Annotated in this window: 16 protein-coding genes; 14 read left to right on the forward strand and 2 right to left on the reverse strand. The window is 42.6% G+C overall.

All coding sequences use genetic code 11. From position 1 onward, the window contains the following. Window positions 1–16: 16 nt before the first annotated feature. The 4 genes from CHJ_RS06215 (at window position 17) to CHJ_RS06230 (ending at window position 4,187) form a co-directional block, all read left to right on the forward strand. A complete protein-coding gene (locus CHJ_RS06215; protein WP_171751825.1) occupies window positions 17–1,051 on the forward strand; it encodes a substrate-binding domain-containing protein in 1,035 nt (344 codons plus the stop codon). A gap of 74 nt (window positions 1,052–1,125) precedes the next feature. Continuing rightward, window positions 1,126–2,391 carry an S-methyl-5-thioribose kinase gene (gene mtnK, locus CHJ_RS06220; protein WP_317917183.1) on the forward strand — a complete coding sequence of 422 codons (1,266 nt, stop codon included), beginning with the start codon at window positions 1,126–1,128 and terminating at the stop codon, window positions 2,389–2,391. A gap of 9 nt (window positions 2,392–2,400) precedes the next feature. Continuing rightward, window positions 2,401–3,492, forward strand: coding sequence for an S-methyl-5-thioribose-1-phosphate isomerase (gene mtnA, locus CHJ_RS06225; RefSeq protein WP_317917184.1), 1,092 nt, complete (start codon window positions 2,401–2,403; stop codon window positions 3,490–3,492). Between the two features lie 50 nt (window positions 3,493–3,542). Next, on the forward strand, window positions 3,543–4,187 hold the full coding sequence (locus CHJ_RS06230) for an L-fuculose-phosphate aldolase (protein WP_171751822.1): 645 nt from the start codon (window positions 3,543–3,545) through the stop codon (window positions 4,185–4,187). A 211-nt stretch (window positions 4,188–4,398) separates the two neighbouring features. Here CHJ_RS06230 and CHJ_RS06235 read toward each other — a convergent pair whose 3' ends face one another. Continuing rightward, on the reverse strand, window positions 4,399–5,889 hold the full coding sequence (locus CHJ_RS06235) for a UxaA family hydrolase (RefSeq protein ID WP_317917185.1): 1,491 nt from the start codon (window positions 5,887–5,889) through the stop codon (window positions 4,399–4,401). A gap of 309 nt (window positions 5,890–6,198) precedes the next feature. Here CHJ_RS06235 and CHJ_RS06240 point away from each other — a divergent pair, with 309 nt between their 5' ends. The 6 genes from CHJ_RS06240 to CHJ_RS06265 are packed head-to-tail and all read left to right on the forward strand — an operon-like array spanning window position 6,199 to window position 12,172. Then, window positions 6,199–7,635, forward strand: coding sequence for a tagaturonate reductase (locus CHJ_RS06240; RefSeq protein ID WP_317917186.1), 1,437 nt, complete (start codon window positions 6,199–6,201; stop codon window positions 7,633–7,635). A 46-nt stretch (window positions 7,636–7,681) separates the two neighbouring features. Next, window positions 7,682–8,674: a C4-dicarboxylate TRAP transporter substrate-binding protein gene (locus CHJ_RS06245; protein ID WP_171751819.1), complete on the forward strand. Its 993-nt coding sequence runs from the start codon at window positions 7,682–7,684 to the stop codon at window positions 8,672–8,674. 52 nt (window positions 8,675–8,726) lie between these two features. Then, window positions 8,727–9,257, forward strand: a complete 531-nt coding sequence (locus CHJ_RS06250; protein WP_171751818.1) for a TRAP transporter small permease — start codon at window positions 8,727–8,729, stop codon at window positions 9,255–9,257. Between the two features lie 2 nt (window positions 9,258–9,259). Continuing rightward, a complete protein-coding gene (locus CHJ_RS06255; protein ID WP_171751817.1) occupies window positions 9,260–10,546 on the forward strand; it encodes a TRAP transporter large permease in 1,287 nt (428 codons plus the stop codon). A 13-nt stretch (window positions 10,547–10,559) separates the two neighbouring features. Beyond that, window positions 10,560–11,495: a sugar kinase gene (locus CHJ_RS06260; RefSeq protein ID WP_317917187.1), complete on the forward strand. Its 936-nt coding sequence runs from the start codon at window positions 10,560–10,562 to the stop codon at window positions 11,493–11,495. 47 nt (window positions 11,496–11,542) lie between these two features. Further along, window positions 11,543–12,172: a bifunctional 4-hydroxy-2-oxoglutarate aldolase/2-dehydro-3-deoxy-phosphogluconate aldolase gene (locus CHJ_RS06265; RefSeq protein WP_317917188.1), complete on the forward strand. Its 630-nt coding sequence runs from the start codon at window positions 11,543–11,545 to the stop codon at window positions 12,170–12,172. A gap of 28 nt (window positions 12,173–12,200) precedes the next feature. Here the strand turns inward: CHJ_RS06265 and CHJ_RS06270 are convergent, their stop codons facing one another. Further along, a complete protein-coding gene (locus CHJ_RS06270) occupies window positions 12,201–13,115 on the reverse strand; it encodes a GntR family transcriptional regulator (protein WP_171751814.1) in 915 nt (304 codons plus the stop codon). Window positions 13,116–13,248: 133 nt separating this feature from the next. Between CHJ_RS06270 and CHJ_RS06275 the strand changes: the two genes are divergently transcribed. From CHJ_RS06275 to CHJ_RS06290, 4 genes are all read left to right on the forward strand, one after another. Beyond that, window positions 13,249–14,268, forward strand: coding sequence for a zinc-binding alcohol dehydrogenase family protein (locus CHJ_RS06275; protein WP_317917189.1), 1,020 nt, complete (start codon window positions 13,249–13,251; stop codon window positions 14,266–14,268). A gap of 267 nt (window positions 14,269–14,535) precedes the next feature. Then, a complete protein-coding gene (locus tag CHJ_RS06280; protein WP_317917190.1) occupies window positions 14,536–16,422 on the forward strand; it encodes a methyl-accepting chemotaxis protein in 1,887 nt (628 codons plus the stop codon). 492 nt (window positions 16,423–16,914) lie between these two features. Then, window positions 16,915–18,318 carry a TolC family outer membrane protein gene (locus CHJ_RS06285; protein ID WP_317917191.1) on the forward strand — a complete coding sequence of 468 codons (1,404 nt, stop codon included), beginning with the start codon at window positions 16,915–16,917 and terminating at the stop codon, window positions 18,316–18,318. 73 nt (window positions 18,319–18,391) lie between these two features. After that, window positions 18,392–19,159, forward strand: a complete 768-nt coding sequence (locus CHJ_RS06290; RefSeq protein ID WP_317917192.1) for a SapC family protein — start codon at window positions 18,392–18,394, stop codon at window positions 19,157–19,159. The last annotated feature ends 135 nt before the right edge of the window (window positions 19,160–19,294 follow it).

Genomic DNA, 19,294 nt, shown 5'->3' on the forward strand with positions numbered 1-19,294 from the left:
AGATAAGGAAATTATAATGAAAACCCTACAAAAACTTGCTTTAGGTGCATCTATTATAGGTGCGCTAGCAGCAAATTCAGTCACTGCGGAAACCACTTCTCCATTTGAAGGTAAAGAGATGAAAATAGCGCATGTTCGCTATCTGTCTCAGGGGGACTTCCCAGAACTTTACCTTAAAGGAGTCAAACGTCAGGCTGAAGCACTGGGTCTAAAGTTAGATGTTTATGATGCAAGACAAGATGCAGCACTGCAACGTAACCAACTTGAACAAGCGATTATGAAAGGTTACGACGGTATTGTACTTCAACACGGCTTTACTGATTCCATTAAAGATCTGGCAGATATGGCCGTGCAAAACGGAATTAAAGTGGTGGCATTCGACGTAAATGCCGATAACCCTGCGATTCCTCAGATCAACCAAGATGACCACCTTATTGCTCGTCTCTCTTTAGAGCAGGCAGTGCAAGACAACGGCCAAGATTGGAAAGCCGCGTACGTGTATGTTCCCGGTATTCCGCCATTAGATAGACGTGACGAAGTGTTTACTGAATTTAAAGGCAAATATCCAAATATTACCGAAATTGCTCGTTTTGGAACCATGAACAATCCGATTCCTAATCAGGTAGCGGATCAGGCAGCGGCTGTATTTAGAGCGAACCCAGATATTACCGTGGCATTCTCCCCTTACGATGAGTTTGCTAAAGGGATCAAGATTGCAGTAGATGAAGCTGGGTTATCTAAACAAGTGAAAATCTATAGTGCCGATATCTCTAACTCTGATATTCAAGCCATGAGAGAGAAAAACAGTGCATGGGTCGCTACCGTGGCAACGAACCCTTCTATCATGGGAGAGGTGAGTGTTCGAGCGTTAGCAATGCTGATGAAAGGTGAGTCGGTCGACAAGCAAGTAACAGTACCACCCGTGCTTATTACTCAAGACATGTTGAATGAGCAAGACATTAAAAATATGGATGATCTTGTAAATAAAATCCCATCATTCTCCAAGTCAACCGTATTAGCACCTGCATGGATGCCAATGCCAACAAATTAAAACGAGTCACTTGAAAGTAGGACGAGAGCTCTCTCGTCCTTATATCAAATCATTTAGTTGTAAGGATGGTCGTTATGCCAAATATCGTGCCAGAAGGGTATGTACCTCAAACTTGTGAGTCTCTGCCTTTTTATTTAGAAAAAAAACTTCCTGACAGTATTTGTCTTGGTGGTTCCGCAAGCCAATGGACGGTAAAAGAAGTCGGTGATGGAAACCTCAATCTAGTGTTTATTGTTGAAGGGTTAGAGCGCACCATTATCGTTAAACAAGCATTACCTTATGTGAGAGCGGCAGGCGAGGGGTGGCAACTGTCATTAACAAGAGCCTACTTTGAATACAATGTTCTTGAAGTAGAAGCGCGGGTTGCTGGACATAAATTGGTGCCTCAAGTCTACTTTTACGATCCCACCATGGCGGTGTTTGCCATGGAGTTTTTAACTCCTTACGTCATTTTAAGAAAAGAGCTCATTGCAGGTAAGAGATTTGCAAGTTTATCTGAGGATGTCGGAATATTTTTGGCAAAAACACTGTTCCATACCTCAGATATAGGAATGAATGCTAAAGAGAAAAAAGCCTTAGTGTCGATGTTTGCGGTCAACCATGAGCTATGCAAAATCACCGAAGATCTTATTTTTACAGAGCCTTATTACCAAGCAGAACGTAATAACTGGACAACTCCTCAGCTTGATGAAGACATCAAACGTGTTTGGCAAGATGCTGAGATGATTCAGGTGGCAATGAAGTACAAATATAAGTTTATGACCGAGTCTCAAGCGTTATTACATGGTGATTTGCATTCCGGTTCCATCATGGTGACGGAAACAGAAACCAAAGTAATAGATCCAGAGTTTGGTTTTATGGGACCGATGGCATTTGATATCGGTAATTATATGGGGAATTTATGGTTCTCATATTTTGCCAGACCGGGTTGGGAGCCAGATGAGAAAGCGTGTGCTAATGACCAACAATGGTTGATTGAGCAGATGGAAACAACATGGAGTGTGTTCTCTTCTCACTTTATTCAGTTATGGAACGAGAAAGTCGAAGGAGACGCTTATCCTCTCGAAATATACCAAAACGGCTTGGGCTCACAAGCACTGGAATATGCTCAGCGAGATTTTATGGCGCAGCTATTAGAAGAGACATTAGTGAACGCTGGTTTAGAGATTAACCGCCGAATTATCGGCTTTGCTGGTGTGGCCGATTTTAAAGAGATAGAAGATCAAGATCTGCGAGCCAGTTGCGAACGTAAAGCTCTAAAACTGGCAAGAGAGCTTATTGTTAACGCGAAAGATTACAGCAGTTTTGCTTCAATTCAATCCTATGCGAAGCAGTGTTAAGAGGTCGTTATGAAAATAAAAGGTAAACATTATCGTACTGTCTGGGTGGCGGACGATGGTCGCACAGTGGAAATTCTCGATCAGACCAAATTGCCGTTTGATCTGGAAGTGATTCAATTAACGTCAATGGAACTTGCCGCGACAGCCATTAAAGATATGTGGGTTCGTGGTGCACCGCTTATTGGTGCTGTTGCCGCCTATGGTGTTGCGCTAGGTATGAAAGAAGATCCGAGTGATAAAAATCTGCACAATTGCTACGACGTCTTGGTGGAGACTCGTCCTACCGCCATCAACTTAAAATGGGCATTGGATAGAGTACGCAAACATCTGTTAGATGTGCCTCCCTATCAACGAGAAACCGCGGCTTATATTCTTGCCGCAGAGATAGCCGATGAAGATGTTCAGTTATGTGAACGAATTGGAGAAAACGGTCTAGAAATTATTAAAAAAATTGCCGCCACAAAGCCTGAGGGTTCGGTGGTGAATGTTCTCACTCACTGTAATGCCGGTTGGTTAGCGACGGTTGATTGGGGCACGGCTATTTCTCCTATTTATAAAGCCCATGAAGCGGGTATCAATATCCATGTGTGGGTAGATGAAACCCGACCAAGAAATCAAGGATTGCTAACGGCGTTTGAATTAGGTTCTCATGGCGTTCCTCATACTCTGATCGCCGATAATGCAGGCGGACATTTGATGCAACATGGTGAGGTGGATTTATGCATAGTCGGTACCGATCGTACCACCGCTAATGGTGATGTGTGCAATAAAATAGGGACCTACCTTAAAGCATTGGCTGCTAAGGATAACGGCGTACCATTTTATGTGGCTCTTCCTTCTCCAACCATAGATTTCACGGTATCAGACGGAGTAAAAGAGATCCCTATTGAACAGCGAGCCGGTGAAGAGCAATCTCATGTCTATGGCGTTGATGCCAATGGGCAGCGCAGTTGGGTAAACACCGCCCCAGAGGGAACTCAGTGTGGTAATTATGCATTTGATGTGACGCCGGCACGTTACGTGACGGGCTTAATTACTGAACGTGGGATATGCGAAGCCAGTGAACAGGCTCTCTCTGAACTGTTTGCGGATTTAAAGTGAGATTATAGAGCTGTATAGGGGCGTAAAGCCCCTTTAATTTAGGAGATGTTATGAATCGTGAATCTCTGTCTCAACAGGTGATTGATACCTGCTTAGAGATGAATGCGTTGGGGCTAAATCAAGGTACATCAGGCAATGTCAGTGTCCGCTATAAAGAGGGTATGCTGATCACGCCAAGTGGCATTCCGTACCAGAAGCTTACCCCAGATATGATCGTCTATGTTGATAACACTGGCCATTTTGATAGTGACAAGGTGCCGTCTAGTGAATGGCATTTTCATTTAAGTTGTTTTTTAGCTCGACCTGAACTCAATGCAGTGGTTCACAATCACGCTGTTAACTCAACCGTTGTCTCCATTTTAAATCAGCCTATCCCGGCGATTCATTACATGGTCGCGGTCACCGGACGGGATCATGTGCCCTGCATTCCTTATTCTACGTTCGGTACACAAGCTTTGGCAGATAGTGTGGCGTCAGGGATTAAAACAAGTAAGGCGATAATAATGCAGCATCATGGCATGTTAGCGATGGAAGTGAACCTAGAGAAAGCATTATGGCTGGCCAATGAAGTTGAAACGCTCGCGAAGATGTATTTAAAGGTGTTGTCTGTTCAATCGGAGGTCGCTACCTTGTCGAAAGAGGAGATGGCCATCGTGCTAGAGAAGTTTAAAAGTTATGGCTTGAAAAGTGAGTGAAATCCGTTTGCACCATAGAAATGAGACCGAGTTGTTTCAATGCCCAGAAGGCAAATTTGTGCTAAACAGATAAGATAGAACACACATAGCAGAGCAGTGTGTGTTCTATTAAACAATATACTCAAGCAGCTTGACGTTACTTGAGTATAGGGTGATTTATTGATATTAATTTTATTATTTTTCAATGACTAAAAGATGCTATTCAACAGCGTTACATTGTCACTCCAGATTTAAAAATAGCCAGTTCTCGAATCTCGTTGCACTCATTTTTCGTCTGTTTTCCACTCGCAATGTCAATAACCAACTCAATGAACTGTTGCAGCAACTCTTCCATAGGGATACCATCGATTAATTGTCCAGCGTTGAAATCTATCCAATGCTTTTTCTTGTTGGCCAGTTCAGTATTGGTGGCCAGTTTTACCGTCGGTACAAAACCACCATAAGGTGTCCCTCTACCTGTCGAGAATAGCACCATATGGCAGCCACTTGCGGCTAATGCTGAAGTCGCAACTGCATCATTACCCGGGGCACTGAGCAAGTTTAAACCCGATTGACTCAACCTATCAGCGTAATGGAGTACATCGACGACCTTGCTTGAACCTGCTTTTTGCGTACAACCGATAGACTTGTCTTCTAAGGTGGTAATGCCGCCCTTTTTATTGCCGGGGGATGGATTCTCATAAATAGGCTGATTGTGATCGATAAAGTACTGCTTAAAGTCGTTAACCATGGCAACGGCTTTATCGAATGTCTGCTGGTTTATACAGCGCTCAAATAAAATATGTTCAGCACCGAACATTTCGGGTACTTCAGTTAGTACCGATGTTCCCCCTTTCTCAATCAGGTAGTCAGAGAACAGACCAAGTAATGGGTTTGCCGTGATGCCGGACAAGCCGTCAGAGCCTCCGCACTCTAGGCCAACGTTTAGCTTGCTGATCGGTGTTGTCTGCCTCGTATCTTGTCTTACGGTTTGATAAATCTCATCGAGCAGCTTGTTTGCGGCCTCGATTTCATTGTCTTCTTGCTGAGCAACCATAAACTTAACTCGACGGTCGTCAACTTCGCCTACAAGTTCTTTAAAAGGAGCAATCTGGTTATTTTCACAGCCAAGTCCAATGACTAAAACGCCACCGGCATTTGGATGCTTTACCATATCTGCCAGTATGTTGCGGGTATTTTCATGATCATCACCCAATTGAGAGCAGCCGTAGTTGTGGGGGAATAGGTAGACGCCATCACATTCGAGTTTACTGAACTGAGCGGTAAACTGCTTGATCGCTTGTTTAGCGATGCCGTTTACACAGCCGACGGTGGGAATCACCCATATTTCGTTTCGTATACCTACTTGTCCATCTTCTCTTGGGTAGCCTAAAAATGACCGATCAGCCAAGCCAGTTTCATCTTGTTGAGGAAAGTTGGGTAGGTAACGATAGTCATCGGTTGTGGATAGATTAGTTTTGACATTATGAGTATGAACCAAAGCGCCACAAGGGATAAATTCCGTTGCGTAACCTATGGCGTTACCATATTTAATCACGTTTTGTTTTGCGGCAATCTCTTCAATCGCCATTTTATTGCCACGAGCAATATCTGCTGATGCAGTAATGGTTGTGCCATCAATGTCAAAGCAGTCTCCTTGATAGATGTCTTCAAGGGTAACGACAACATTATCAGTGACATTGATTTTAATTAGCTTTTTCATAGGGTATCTCTTAATAGTTACCCTGTCCGACAGTTGTTAATGCTATGACTAATTTGTATTTTAAGCAATAAAAAACATCTCTCTTCAAAAAAAACCGTAGAAACAGCGCCAATTAGGCGCTTTATTGAATAATAATTGACCTTAAAATGGCTTTTTACTGAATAAAATACCGATAAAATACAGTTAAGGATGATCACAAACACGTTTAAGACTCTTTTTTATAAAAAATGCATTTTAAGCTCATAAACTTCATTTCAGTCGATAACACCTGTCCGACATACAGAGAAAATTATCGTTAAGGATTAAGTAATGATACAAGCGTTAAAAAGAGTCGATTCGGAGCATCACTGTTATCCGGAAAAAATAATTCAGTTTGGTGAAGGAAACTTCCTCAGAGCATTTTTTGATTGGCAGGTTCAGTTATTGAATGAGCAGACTGACTTTAATGCCGGTATTACCGTAGTGAGACCAATAGATGCCGGTCATCCAACGTTAAACAAACAAGATGGTTTGTTTACCGCTTTGATTCGGGGCATTAATGGTGCGGGTGAAGCGGTATCAGAGCCGAAAGTGATCACCAGTGTTAATCGCGAATTAATGGCCTACGGTGAGTTTGAGCAGGTACTAAAAGTCGCTGAGAACCCGATGTTGGAATGGGTGGTGTCTAATACCACTGAAGCAGGCATTGAGTTTCGTGATAGCGACAGCGCCAGTGATTTCCCACCGGCAAGTTTCCCTGCCAAGTTAACTCTATTTCTATTACGTCGTTTTGAGACATTTCACGGTGACAAAGATAAAGGACTGATATTCCTACCTTGTGAGTTGATTGATTACAACGGCGAGATGTTGAAAGAGACTCTCAATCAATATGCTGATTTATGGCAACTTGGTGAGGAGTACAAACAGTGGTTAAACAACTGCAATACATTTTGTTCAACCTTGGTTGACCGTATTGTGACAGGGTATCCAAAAGATGAAGCCGCGCAGCTCGCTGAATCGTTAGGGTATCAGGATGACTTTATTGCGGCAGCTGAGTACTTTTACCTGTTTGTTATTCAAGGGCCTGACTGGCTTAAAGAGAAATTAAAACTGTCTCAATGCGCCCTTAATATCAAGGTAGTGGAAGATATTAAACCTTATAAGCAGCGCAAGGTCGGCATATTAAATGGGGCTCATACGGCTTTAGTTCCGGTTGCCTATTTAATGGGGCTGGATACCGTTGGCGAATCAATGAAAGACGCTGATGTGACCGAGTTTGTTCAATCCATGCTAGATGAAGAGGTAATACCCACGCTATCAATGGATAAAGACGAACTTGAGGCGTTTAAAGAGAGCGTTATTCAGCGTTTTGAAAACCCATACATCAAACACTACTTAATATCGATTGCCTTGAACTCTCTGACGAAATTTAAAACTCGTTTGTTGCCTCAACTCGTTCGTTATATCGAGCTGAATAACCAAGCACCGAACAAGTTAAGTTTTAGCCTTGCCGCACTATTTTGTTTCTATCTTGGTAAGCGAGGAGATGAAGCAATTCCACTTAACGATCAACCAGAATTACTGGATAAATTTACCGACTGGAAGCAAGAAAACAGTGATATCTCTCAATCTGTTTATCAGTTTCTGGCGATGAAAGAGCACTGGGGAATGGACTTAACCACATTGGCTAATCTTAATTCTCAAGTAAACCAACATGTTAGCAATATTCAGAGAATGGGCATGCGAGATGCGCTGAACTCTTTATAATTGCAACATAGAGATAAATATCTACCAAATAATAAAAGGGAAACCTATGACTACCTTACACACCAAAATTAAGAAGCTATCTGCTGTTGTCGGCCTATCTATTGGCGTTAGCTTTGCTGCTCAAGCTGCAACAGAAGTTATGATTGCATATGGAAACCAACCGGGAGAGCCAATTGATCAGGCGATGCACTACTGGGCGGATCAAGTTAAAGAGCGTTCAAATGGTGAGATTATCTTCCAACTGTTCCCATCTAGTCAGTTAGGCAGCGAAACAGAAGTACTGGAGCAAGCCAAGTTTGGTGCCAACATTATTGCCATCGCTTCTTACGGTTACCTAATGGACACTATCCCTGATTTTGGTGTTGTTAATGCGCCTTACATCACTCAATCTTTTGAGAAAAAATCCAAGCTAATGAAAACGGAGTGGTTCAAAGGCTTAACGGATCAGTTAGCTGACAAAGGGCTGCAAATGGTCGTGCCGGATGTTGTGTATGGTACACGTCACCTACTTTCAAATAAGAAAGTAGAAAAACCAAGTGATCTTAAGGGTGTGAAAGTTCGTGTTCAGCATTCTCGTTTAATGGTTGCAACAGTAAAAGCAATGGGTGGTGTACCAACGCCAATGTCACTTTCTGATGTCTACCCTGGATTGTCTCAAGGTGTTATTGACGGCGTAGAAAACCCAGCAGTAGTGCTTTATGGTGGTAAATTCCATGAAGTTGCTCAAAACTTAAGCATGACAGGGCATATTAAAATGCTATCGCCATTTGTTGCAGGCACCACATTCTGGAACAACCTATCTGCAGAAGAGCAGAAAATCATTACTGATAGCAGCCGTGATATGGTCAAATATGGCGCGAACCTGATTAATGAGTTAGAGCAAGACGCATTCGCTAAGTTAAAAGCGGAAGGTGTGCAGATGAACGAAGTTGACGCAGCTGCATTTGCAGAATCCGCTGGCGACGTGGTTCAAGAAGCCTTCCCTGAGTGGTCTCCTAACCTTTACAAAAACATCCAGAGCAAACTAGCAAATATGTAATCTGTTAAGGGGCTCTTTTTGAGCCCCTTAGTTGATTCAGTCGGAGAAAATAATGCATTCACAAACGTCTATAAAAGGCACTGAGAAATCTTTTTTAAAAACCTTTATTCAGTACGTAGATAAATTCAGTCGTTTGGACGAAATTGTCGCCTCAATACTGCTAGCAGTTATTGTTATATTGATGGGCTACGGAGTAGTTACTCGCTATGTTTTCAATGCACCAAGCTCTTGGGTGGAAGAGATCTGCATTGCGCTATTTATATGGATGACCTTTATGGGCGCAAGCGCTCTGATGCGCCATGATGAAGTCGTGAGAATTGACTACTTGATAAGAAAATTACCACAAGGTGCAGCACGGTTTATGGATGGTCTATTAAGGCCTATATTGGTAATGACTGCCATCGCTTTTATGATCTATTGGGGTTTTAAATTGCTGCCTCATTCACAGGTGAGATTTACACCTGCATTAAAAATTCCTTATATCTATATCTATTCTGCGGTGCCGGTGAGTGCTCTGTTTATGAGTTATCACCAGCTTCGTCAAATCTATTTTTTCTTTACCTCTAGCAACGAGGAAGTGTAATTATGTCTGTTCTTATTCCAATTTCTACGCTGCTGATCCTATTTACTATTGGTATACCCGTGGCGTTCTGTATTTTTCTGGCCACTTTAAGTTATTTTTTGATTAACGATCATCTACCCATGATGATATTGATACAGAGACTGGCTGGAGGTCTTGAGTCTGTGACCTTGCTGGCGATTCCATTTTTCGTCATGGCGGGTGTTTTTATGAATCACTCAGGGATCAGTAAGCGTCTGTTGCGCTTTAGTGAGGTACTAACGGGCCATATGAACGGTGGCTTGGCGCAAGTGAATGTGGTGTTAAGTACATTAATGGGTGGGCTTTCAGGATCCAATATCGCGGATGCCGCAATGGGATCAAAACTGTTGGTTCCTCAAATGGTTGCTCGTGGTTACAGTGCATCATTTTCATCAGCGGTAACGGCGGCTTCTGCGTTAATTACGCCAATTATCCCACCCGGCATTGCGTTGATTATCTACGGCTACGTAAATAACGTCTCCATCGGAAAACTGTTTTTGGCTGGTGTGGTACCGGGCGTGATGCTCTGCATGATGATGATGGCGTTGGTCTCCTACATTGCGAAGAAACGCAATTACGCCCCGATTCGTGAAAAACGAGCGTCTGCTAAAGAAGTGATTGTTTCTGCCAAAGATGCGTTTTTAGCGCTGTTATTGCCTGTCATTATTATTGGTGGGATACGTTTTGGTGTATTTACACCGACAGAAGCGGGTGCAGCGGCGGTACTTTATGCATTGGTATTAGGGGTGTTCTTTTACAAGGAGATGAACTCGCGACTTTTGTGGGATGCGACTAAAGAGTCGGTGATGTCGGCTGCAAACGTACTGCTTATTATTTGTGTCGCGGTGGGCTTTTCTAAGTTCCTGACTTGGGAGCGTGTTCCACAAAGTTTGGCTATGTGGCTAACGAATGCGGTGGAAAGTCCGTTCTCATTCTTACTGTTGGTGAATGTTTTCCTCCTTATTGTCGGCATGTTCTTGGAAGGCAATGCGGTAATGATTGTACTGGCGCCATTGCTTGCTCCTGTGGCCAAGTCGTACGGTATCGATCCTGTTCACTTTGGCATTGTGTTTATCTTTAACAGTGCAATAGGCACGGTAACACCACCGTTAGGTACAGTCATGTTTACCACCTGTTCCATTACCAAGGTCGCCATTGAAGACTTTGTAAAAGAGATACTGCCATTTTGGTTGCTGCTTATTGTCGCGCTGTTATTGATCACCTATGTACCGGTTATCTCTATTGGCCTACCAAATCTAGTATTCGGTTAATAAAGGCGGCTTTGTGAAAAAAATAGCAATCATTGGCGAATGCATGATAGAGCTGAACGGAGAGCCGTTTGGCGCTATGACGCAAACATTTGGCGGTGACACACTTAATGCTGCTGTCTACTTGCAACGAGCGGCTAAAGCTCCGTTAAATGTTCATTTTGTCTCTGCTATGGGTAGTGATGCCTTGAGCCAAGAGATGATAAAGCGATGGCAAGATGAAGGTATCTCAACGGAACTGGTGTTAACTGACAATAAACGCTCTCCCGGTCTTTACCTGATTCAGTTAGACGCTCAGGGTGAGCGAACGTTTCTGTATTGGCGAAATCAATCTGCGGCTAAGTATCTTTTTCAACATCCAGACTTTGAACAGGTTGCCCAATCGCTTAGAGAAATGGACATGGTGTTTTTAAGTGGCATCTCTTTAGCCATTCTCGAACCTCAAGACAGAGAAAAGCTGATCGTTCTGTTAGCTGAGTTGGCAGAGCAAGGGGTTGAGATTGCATTTGATAGCAACTATCGACCTGCACTTTGGCCTGATGACGAATGTAAAACCGTACGGCAAGTCTACTCTGCCATATTACCCCTCTGTTCATTAGCCTTGCTGACGTTTGATGATGAACAGCTCATCTGGTCCGATAGCCACTATGGTGACACATTGGCTCGCTTATATGCTGCGGGGACTAAGAAGACGGTGATAAAGCTCGGCAGTCGAGGGTGTGTATACAGTGAACTAGCCACAAATAGTGTTACCGAAGTGACCACCGAAGTGGTTGAACATGTTGTTGATACGACTTCTGCTGGCGATTCATTTAATGGCGGTTTCCTAGCGGCTTATCTTGAAGATGAGGAGATAACCGCTGCCTGCCAAAGAGGAAATGCGTTGGCTGGCGTGGTCATTCAGCATGCTGGGGCCATCGTGCCCAAAGCGATTACCGAGTCACTGTTTTAATATAAAGCTCCAATTTATCAAATAGTTAAAAAATAAAAGGAAAACCGATGAGTACCATTACTGAACAGCTTAAGGCCTATAAAGTTGTCCCTGTTATCGCGATAGAAAATGCCGAAGATATTGTGCCATTGGGCAAAGTTTTAGTGGAAAATGGTTTGCCCGTTGCCGAGATTACATTTCGCTCTGACGCTGCAATTGAGGCTATTAGATTATTACGAGCCGAATATCCGCAGATGTTAATTGGTGCTGGAACGGTATTAAATCGCGATCAGGTTATCGCCGCTAAAGAGGCCGGAGCGACGTTTGTGGTATCTCCGGGTTTTAATCCAAATACAGTAAAGGCGTGCCGTGAATTGGGAATTGATATTATTCCTGGCATTAATAACCCAAGTGGTGTGGAAGCGGCTTTAGAGATGGGATTGACAACCCTTAAGTTTTTTCCGGCGGAAGCGTCTGGTGGTATAAACATGATTAAGTCATTGTTAGCGCCGTACACTGATATTGAAATAATGCCAACTGGCGGCATTAACGCCAACAATATCAATGACTACTTAGCTATCCCGCGAGTGGTTGCTTGCGGTGGTTCTTGGATGGTGGATAAAGGAATGATCGCCCGAGGAGAGTGGCAAGAGATAGGACGACTAACAAAAGAGGCGGTGGCGTTAGTCAATCAATAAGCCTACTTAACGATCACCAAAGCCAGCATTACGCTGGCTCTGTTTTATCGGTAATCAGACTGTGTTCCATATTTCTTCTGGCGGTCTGCAAATGGTGACTTAAAGCACCAATCGCCCCTATGTCATCGCCAATAAGCATCTTGCTTAACACCGCCATATGCTCTTCAATGGCAACCATATTTCGTTTACGCAGATCACTATTGTCCCACTGGTAGTGATAGTGAAATATTACCGACATGATCTCGTAAAACTGTTCCATAAACGGGTTGTTTGCTGCAGATAAGATCAAATAGTGAAATGAACGGTCAAGATCAGAAAACGCTTGGTATTCATTGACGACTTCTTCTCGCAACTCTCGGTGAGATTGCAACAGAATTTTAGCTTCTTTCCAGCGCGCATCATCTTTTGGTAAGTTCATGAACTTATTCAGCGCATGACTTTCAAGCATCTCTCTCAATTCAATAAGGTTGGCCGCATAGCCGTGCTCGAAACGAACCATTCGCCATTTACCACGCGAGATGTTTTCAATCAGGTTAAATCGAGAGAACTTAATTAAGAATTCGCGGACCACACGAGTAGAGCAGTTGGATCGCTTGGACATTTCTAACTCAGTAAACTCGTTACCGGGCATGATATCTCGGTTTTTTACGCACTGATTAAAAAACAGTTCAAATTCTAACGTTTGTAGTTCATCTGTGGATGCAGGTTGCTCAAATGTGTCTGCTTCATCGGGTTGCCGATGCACCACACACTCTCCATCTGAGAGTTGCAATATACCTTTGTCGCACAAATCATTGACCACATGTCGTATGGTGGTTCTGCTTACCCCAAATAACTCCGCTAATGAGGATTGAGAAGGCAAAGGGGATTGAATGTGTCCCATGGATATTGCGTCTAACAATTGATTCGCTGTGCTTTCTCGTAGGTTTTTATTTCTGGCCATATTTCTCCTCCACAGGTATTAAATACCATTTAAAAACACAATAAAGAGTACTTGATCACGAATATGTGGTTAATTTTATAATTAAAAAACAGAGCGAATAAAATTAACTCAACTCCACAAGAAATAGAGATTAATGATGAAATCGTTAGTATGTGAAAAACCATTCGAGATGAAATATATCGAGAAAGAACTACCATCCGTTAAGGATGATGAGGTACTTGTTAAAGTGGCAGCGGTGGGAATATGCGGTACAGATATTCACGCCTTTACCGGTAACCAACCTTTCTTTAGTTATCCTCGTGTTTTAGGTCATGAACTGTGTGGCACCATTACCGAAATGGGTTCCGCTGCCGAAGGTGAGTTTGTGGTTGGGGACAAAGTGGCTCTTATCCCTTATGTGGCTTGCTTTAAATGTGCATCTTGTCAGAGCGGAAAAACCAACTGTTGTGAAAACATCTCTGTGATAGGGGTTCATCAGGACGGTGGTTTTTGTGAGTACCTTGCCGTTCCTAAAGGCAATGTACTTAAAGTCAACGGTGTGGATGACAACACCGCCGCTTTGATTGAACCATTTGCCATCAGTGCTCACTCGGTGTGTCGTGCTCAGATGGTGGAAAACGAACATGTGCTAGTCGTTGGCGCTGGACCTATTGGGTTAGGCGCAGCTGCCATCGCCGCGGCTGATGGTGCTAAAGTGATTGTTGCGGATACACAAGCGGAACGTCGAGCGCATGTTGAAAAAGAGCTGGGTTTATTGGCGATTGATCCTCTTGCTGAAGATTTTGAGTCACAACTGCTGCAACAGTTTGATGGTTCATTGGCGCAAACCATTATTGATGCAACGGGTAATCCACATGCAATGAACAACGCGGTTAATTTAATCAGACACGGAGGCAAAATTGTCTTTGTCGGTTTGTTTAAAGGTAATTTGGAGTTTAGTGATCCAGACTTTCATAAGAAAGAGACCACAATGATGGGCAGCCGTAATGCCACCAAAGAGGATTTTGTTAAAGTACAACGCTTGATGGCAGAAGGCAAACTAACCGCTAACATGATGTTAACTCATCATTTTGACTTTCATACCGTCGGGTTAGATTACCAGAATAGTGTGGTTAATAATCAGCAACTGCTGAAAGGGGTTATCTCTTTTTAAGCAGGTTTGTTATTCGAGCTTGTTGAGCTTTTCGGTCTGCTTTTGTAACAAAAAGCTGTCCAGGGCTCGGTGATGCATTCGTCATGGTCGTCGTTATGATGATTTATGACGGATGCATTTTTTTAACTCTTTTCCGCTGATATCAAGCTCTGTCTTTTATCTCACCAGAGAGAAAATAAGAATCTACTTACAGACGTCTAAGTCTTTACCCATCAAATCATTAGCTAGCGAACCATATAATTTCATTATTTAAATGTAGGGTTAGTTATGACGCTAAAAACGAAAATAATTGTTTTCTTCTCTGCTTTGCTGTTCGCGGCCAGTAGCATCATTTCAGCGGTAAGTTACTGGAATTTTTCTACTTATAGTAGCGATGTATTTATACAGTCGAGTCAGTTTGAAACCAAAATGATCTCAAGTTTACTTGATGAAGAAATAGAACAGATTTTTGATGTTCTTGAAACATACTCTATAGAGTTTGATGACAACAATGAGAATTTAATCGATGACATTGTTGAGGAGATTCAGGTAAGGAAACAAGCCAGTGACGTGTATGATTTATACATTGCTCTACTCGATGGTAGCGTTATTTTAGATAGTGGTATTGAAGAAGGATTCAATGCGTTAACCAGCAAGAGAGAGTGGTTTACCTCGATAGTACAAGACGGTAAGAAGTATGCCATTAGCGATATCTATTTAGATAACACCACCAATTCTCAAATGATTACGCTCAGTATTCCTGTTATCTATAAAGGAGAGATGAAAGCTGTCGCGGCGATTGATGTGATGATTGATGGCGTCAATCGGTTGGTAAACAGTGAAATGCGCGGCAATAGTCAGTATTACCTCATCTCTCAGAGTAACAATACCATCATAGCGAGTCATGATATGAGCCTCATTTCAAAAGATGTCTCAGAAGCGCTGCCCGGTATTGATACTATGTCGGATAGCAAATCACGGCTAGATAGTTATGATCTGGAGGGAGAAAAATTCACCGCGATAGCAAAAGAACTCACCAATATTGATTGGATGTTAGTGTTGTTTGATTATGAAAGTCAGATTAAACAAGAGAGTAACCACAACTTGTATTTTAGTTTGGTCATGCTGGTTGTTTTGGTCTGTTCGTCTGTGTTTGCCATCTTCTACTTCGTTGTTAATAACATCTATAAACCTATTGGAGGGGAGCCGAGCGAAATATCTCAGTTAATGCACAAGATGAGTCAAGGTCATTTAGTTTTGCCTCCTGCAACGGGGAAAGAGACTGGTATTTATCGCTCTATGCTCAAGTTTTCAACGGAGCTGAAAGGTATTGTTTCGAAAACGAGCGCGATTTCGGAAAGTGTCTCTTCTGCCTCTGTCGAGCTTTCTAGTGTTATGTCTGAATCTGCGGTTAATTCACGAACTGAGTTGCAACAGATAGAACAGATAACGACCGCAATTAGCGAGCTATCTAGCACTGCTAATGAGGTTAATAGCAGTGCAGGGAATGCTGAAAGTGCAGTAATGAAAGCGATAGGAAGCCTTAAAGAAGGCTCGCAGGCATTAGCAACATCAAACAGCATTTCAGAACAGATAAATACGTCCATTTTGGATTCCACTGGCATTGTGGCCGAGCTAAGGAGTTATGCGATAGAAATCGGTGGCATTATTGATGTGATTAAAACCATATCTGAGCAGACCAACTTATTGGCGTTGAATGCGGCGATAGAAGCCGCAAGAGCGGGAGAGCAAGGGCGTGGTTTTGCGGTGGTTGCAGATGAAGTTCGTTCTCTAGCGGGTAAAACTCAGCAATCAACCGGCAATATAGAAGCGATCATTTTAAAACTGCAAGAACAGTCTGAAAAAGCAGACGCTTCAATGATGAACAATGTTGAGTTGATTGAAAAGTCCACCGTCATTTCAGCGGATATGCAGCACTGTTTTAGCAATATTACCGAACATGTTACTGATATTTCCGATATGAATTCATTAGTGACTAGTGCGTCAAGTGAGCAGTCGGTAGTGACGGAAGAGGTGGCAAAGAGCATTATGCATACCTTTGATCTAGTAAACCAAAATGTCGCAGGCATTAATCAGAGCAGTGAAGCGAGTGAAGAGCTAGCCCGTCTGTCAGAAGAACAAACGACTATTTTGAGTCTATTTAAGGTGAGCTAAGCAGAGCGACGTTTTGAAAGATTTGCTGCCCGAACCACAAATAATGGGCCATGATATTCAATCTTATTGAGGTTAAAAATAAATGCTTTGAGTTCGCTAGAACCCAAAGCATTTATCGTACATTTCTCTAGCCGAACGAGGCAGGGCTGCCTTCCCTTATAAATCTGTTTTCGTTCAGGAGTTTTTCAATAAACGGGGTAACAAAGTTAATTCTAATTCGGTTATAGCACTGTACCTGACAAATTATAAAACAACACGCAGTGCAAAGCTAAACTTACTTCAAATAAAACCTGACAAAAATCACCTATTACTGCAATTCTAATGCAAAAAATCTCATTTAGTGCTTTTAATCTAATTAGTGATTAATAGCGATTTAATATCACATATATTAATGAATTTGCAGGGTAGACTTAACTGTAGATATGTAATTGATGTCATATTGTTAAAAGTATCAATAACTCTTAGTTTAGTCAGATATGGCGTGTGAATAAAATGGAATTTATAACAAGTAGAATTACGACAATCGCGGCGTTAGTGGGTTGTTTTGCTATGCCAGTGCAAGCTGAAGACTTGATGCAAGTTTATCATCAGGCCTTGGAAAATGATCCTGTTTATCGAGCAGGTATTTATCAGCACGATGCGTCTAAAGAGATTTATGACCAAGCAATGGCTGTATTGCTTCCTACCATTAAGTTTGATGCTAGTAGAACAGAAAATAAGCAGAAAATTGTTAGTTCAGACAACAAGGTCTATAACAAAGGTAGCACCAGATATCCCACCGATGAGCTCAATCTCTCTCTTACACAGTCTCTCTATAGCTATAGCAACTGGGCCTATTTTGCGCAATCAAAAGAAGAAGTTAAACGAGCGGCATATGAGCTAGAAGATGTGCGCCAACAGTTGATAATGCGTGTTGCAGAAGCGTATTTCACCGTACTGAAGAAACGAGATAACTATCTTGGTATTAATGCGGAAGTGACCGCATTGCAAAAACACTTTGAGCTAGTAGAGCTGAAAGTGTCCAATGGTTTGGCTCGTACAACCGATCTTTTAGATTCAGAAGCGCGTTATTTGCAAGCTCAAGCTCGTCAGATAGAAATTAGCAATAATTTGCAAGATTCATTACAAGGCATTCGGGAGATCACCGGAGCTCTGCCTGCGTCATTGCTAACCTTGGGTGAAGAGATGGTATTAGCTCGTCCCGATCCTTATCGCATTGAATCTTGGCTGGAAAACGCGCAACAAAATAATCCTAAGATTTTGCAGAAGCAGAGTGAGTACGCGGCAGCTCGCGAAGAGATTCGTCGTCAACAAGGTGGCCATTATCCAACGTTAGATCTGGTTTTATCACAAAACAAAAATGATACCGACGGTTCACTATTTGGTGGTGGCAGTGAAGTTGATACTCAAAGCGTCATGCTAAAAATGACAGTTCCTATTTATGCCGGTGGTGCCGTCTCATCAAAAGTGAGAGAAACCGAAGCGCTATACAATAAAACCAAAGATGACCTTGAACTCGTCTCTCGGGAAACCGCGAGGGAAACACGATCTGCCTACACTGGGGTGACCAGCACCATTAGCAAAGTGAATGCGTTGGAAAAATCGGTCGATGCCTATGAAATGGCGGTAGAAGTGAAACAGACCTCTTTTGAATCCGGTGTGGCAACAAGTGTCACGGTATTGGATGCAGTAAGAGATCTCTTTATTGCGCGTACTGAATACTCGGCTGCTCGCTACGATTACCTACTTAATAACTTACGACTAAAACGCGCGATTGGTACCTTAAATACGCGTGACATAGAACAGATAAACGCTGCTCTCAATGGCGCCGATGTGTCAACAGACGTTGATGTGATGTTGCAAAATGCTGAGCTAGCGAAATTGGCGCAACGATAGTCGACAAAGACCAATAATGTCGCCATTAAAGAGAGTATATCCATTAGTGATAGAGAAAGATTAGGAGAGCCCTGTGGCCACACAACTATTAATTTACGGACAAGTAGAAGCGGTAAACAAACAACGTCATGCAGACTGGTCGATTAAAGCGAAGAGTGATTATAGCTTCGCTAATTCAGTGAATTCTGTTCCTTTAATGGCGGTGGAGTTTCCCAATGCGTCTGAAGAGTATTCCATCGTATTCGCGGGTAATGGCGATGACATTTTGCCAGTTGCCATTATGGGTATTCGCGAAGATGAAAACTTGTATATTGATACCGCAGGCGGATGGAAAGCGGACTATATTCCAGCTTTTATTCGTCGTTATCCTTTTGTTTTTGCGACAACAGATGAAGGAAAAACGCTGACGCTCTGTTTGGATGAGCAGTATCAAGGCTGTAATCAAGAGGGACGTGGCGAGCGTTTATTTGATTCTGATGGTGAGCAAACTCAGTATCTATCAGGCGTGGTTGATTTTTTACAAGACTACCAGACGCACTATCAGCGTACACAAGCGTTTTGCCAGAAGCTTAATGAGCTCGACCTATTTGAAGAGATGGGTGCCAAATTTACCCTACCGTCTGGTGAAGAAAAAACCTTAACCGGCTTTAAAGTGGTGAGTCGTGAAAAGCTAAAAGCGGTAGAAGCAGAACAGCTTGCCTTACTGATGGCTAATGATGGTTTGGAGTTGATTTATCTGCATCTCCAATCCATGAGAAACCTAACTAAGGTTTTGCAAAAATTGCCACAACACAGAGCTGATGAATCCGTTTCAGAAGAACTCAGTGAAAGCGTTCATTAATTGATTGAACGTAATGGATGTATTGCACTCTAAGCGGTTACTAACCAAAGCCGAAAATGTTGTATGAAGGCGTGGATGTTTGGATGGTAACAAAAATTAAACTAGTGGCTCTTTGGATGATGTAGAGCCACACAC

The organism is Vibrio sp. MACH09, from assembly GCF_033238805.1.
Taxonomy (GTDB): Bacteria; Pseudomonadota; Gammaproteobacteria; order Enterobacterales; family Vibrionaceae; genus Vibrio.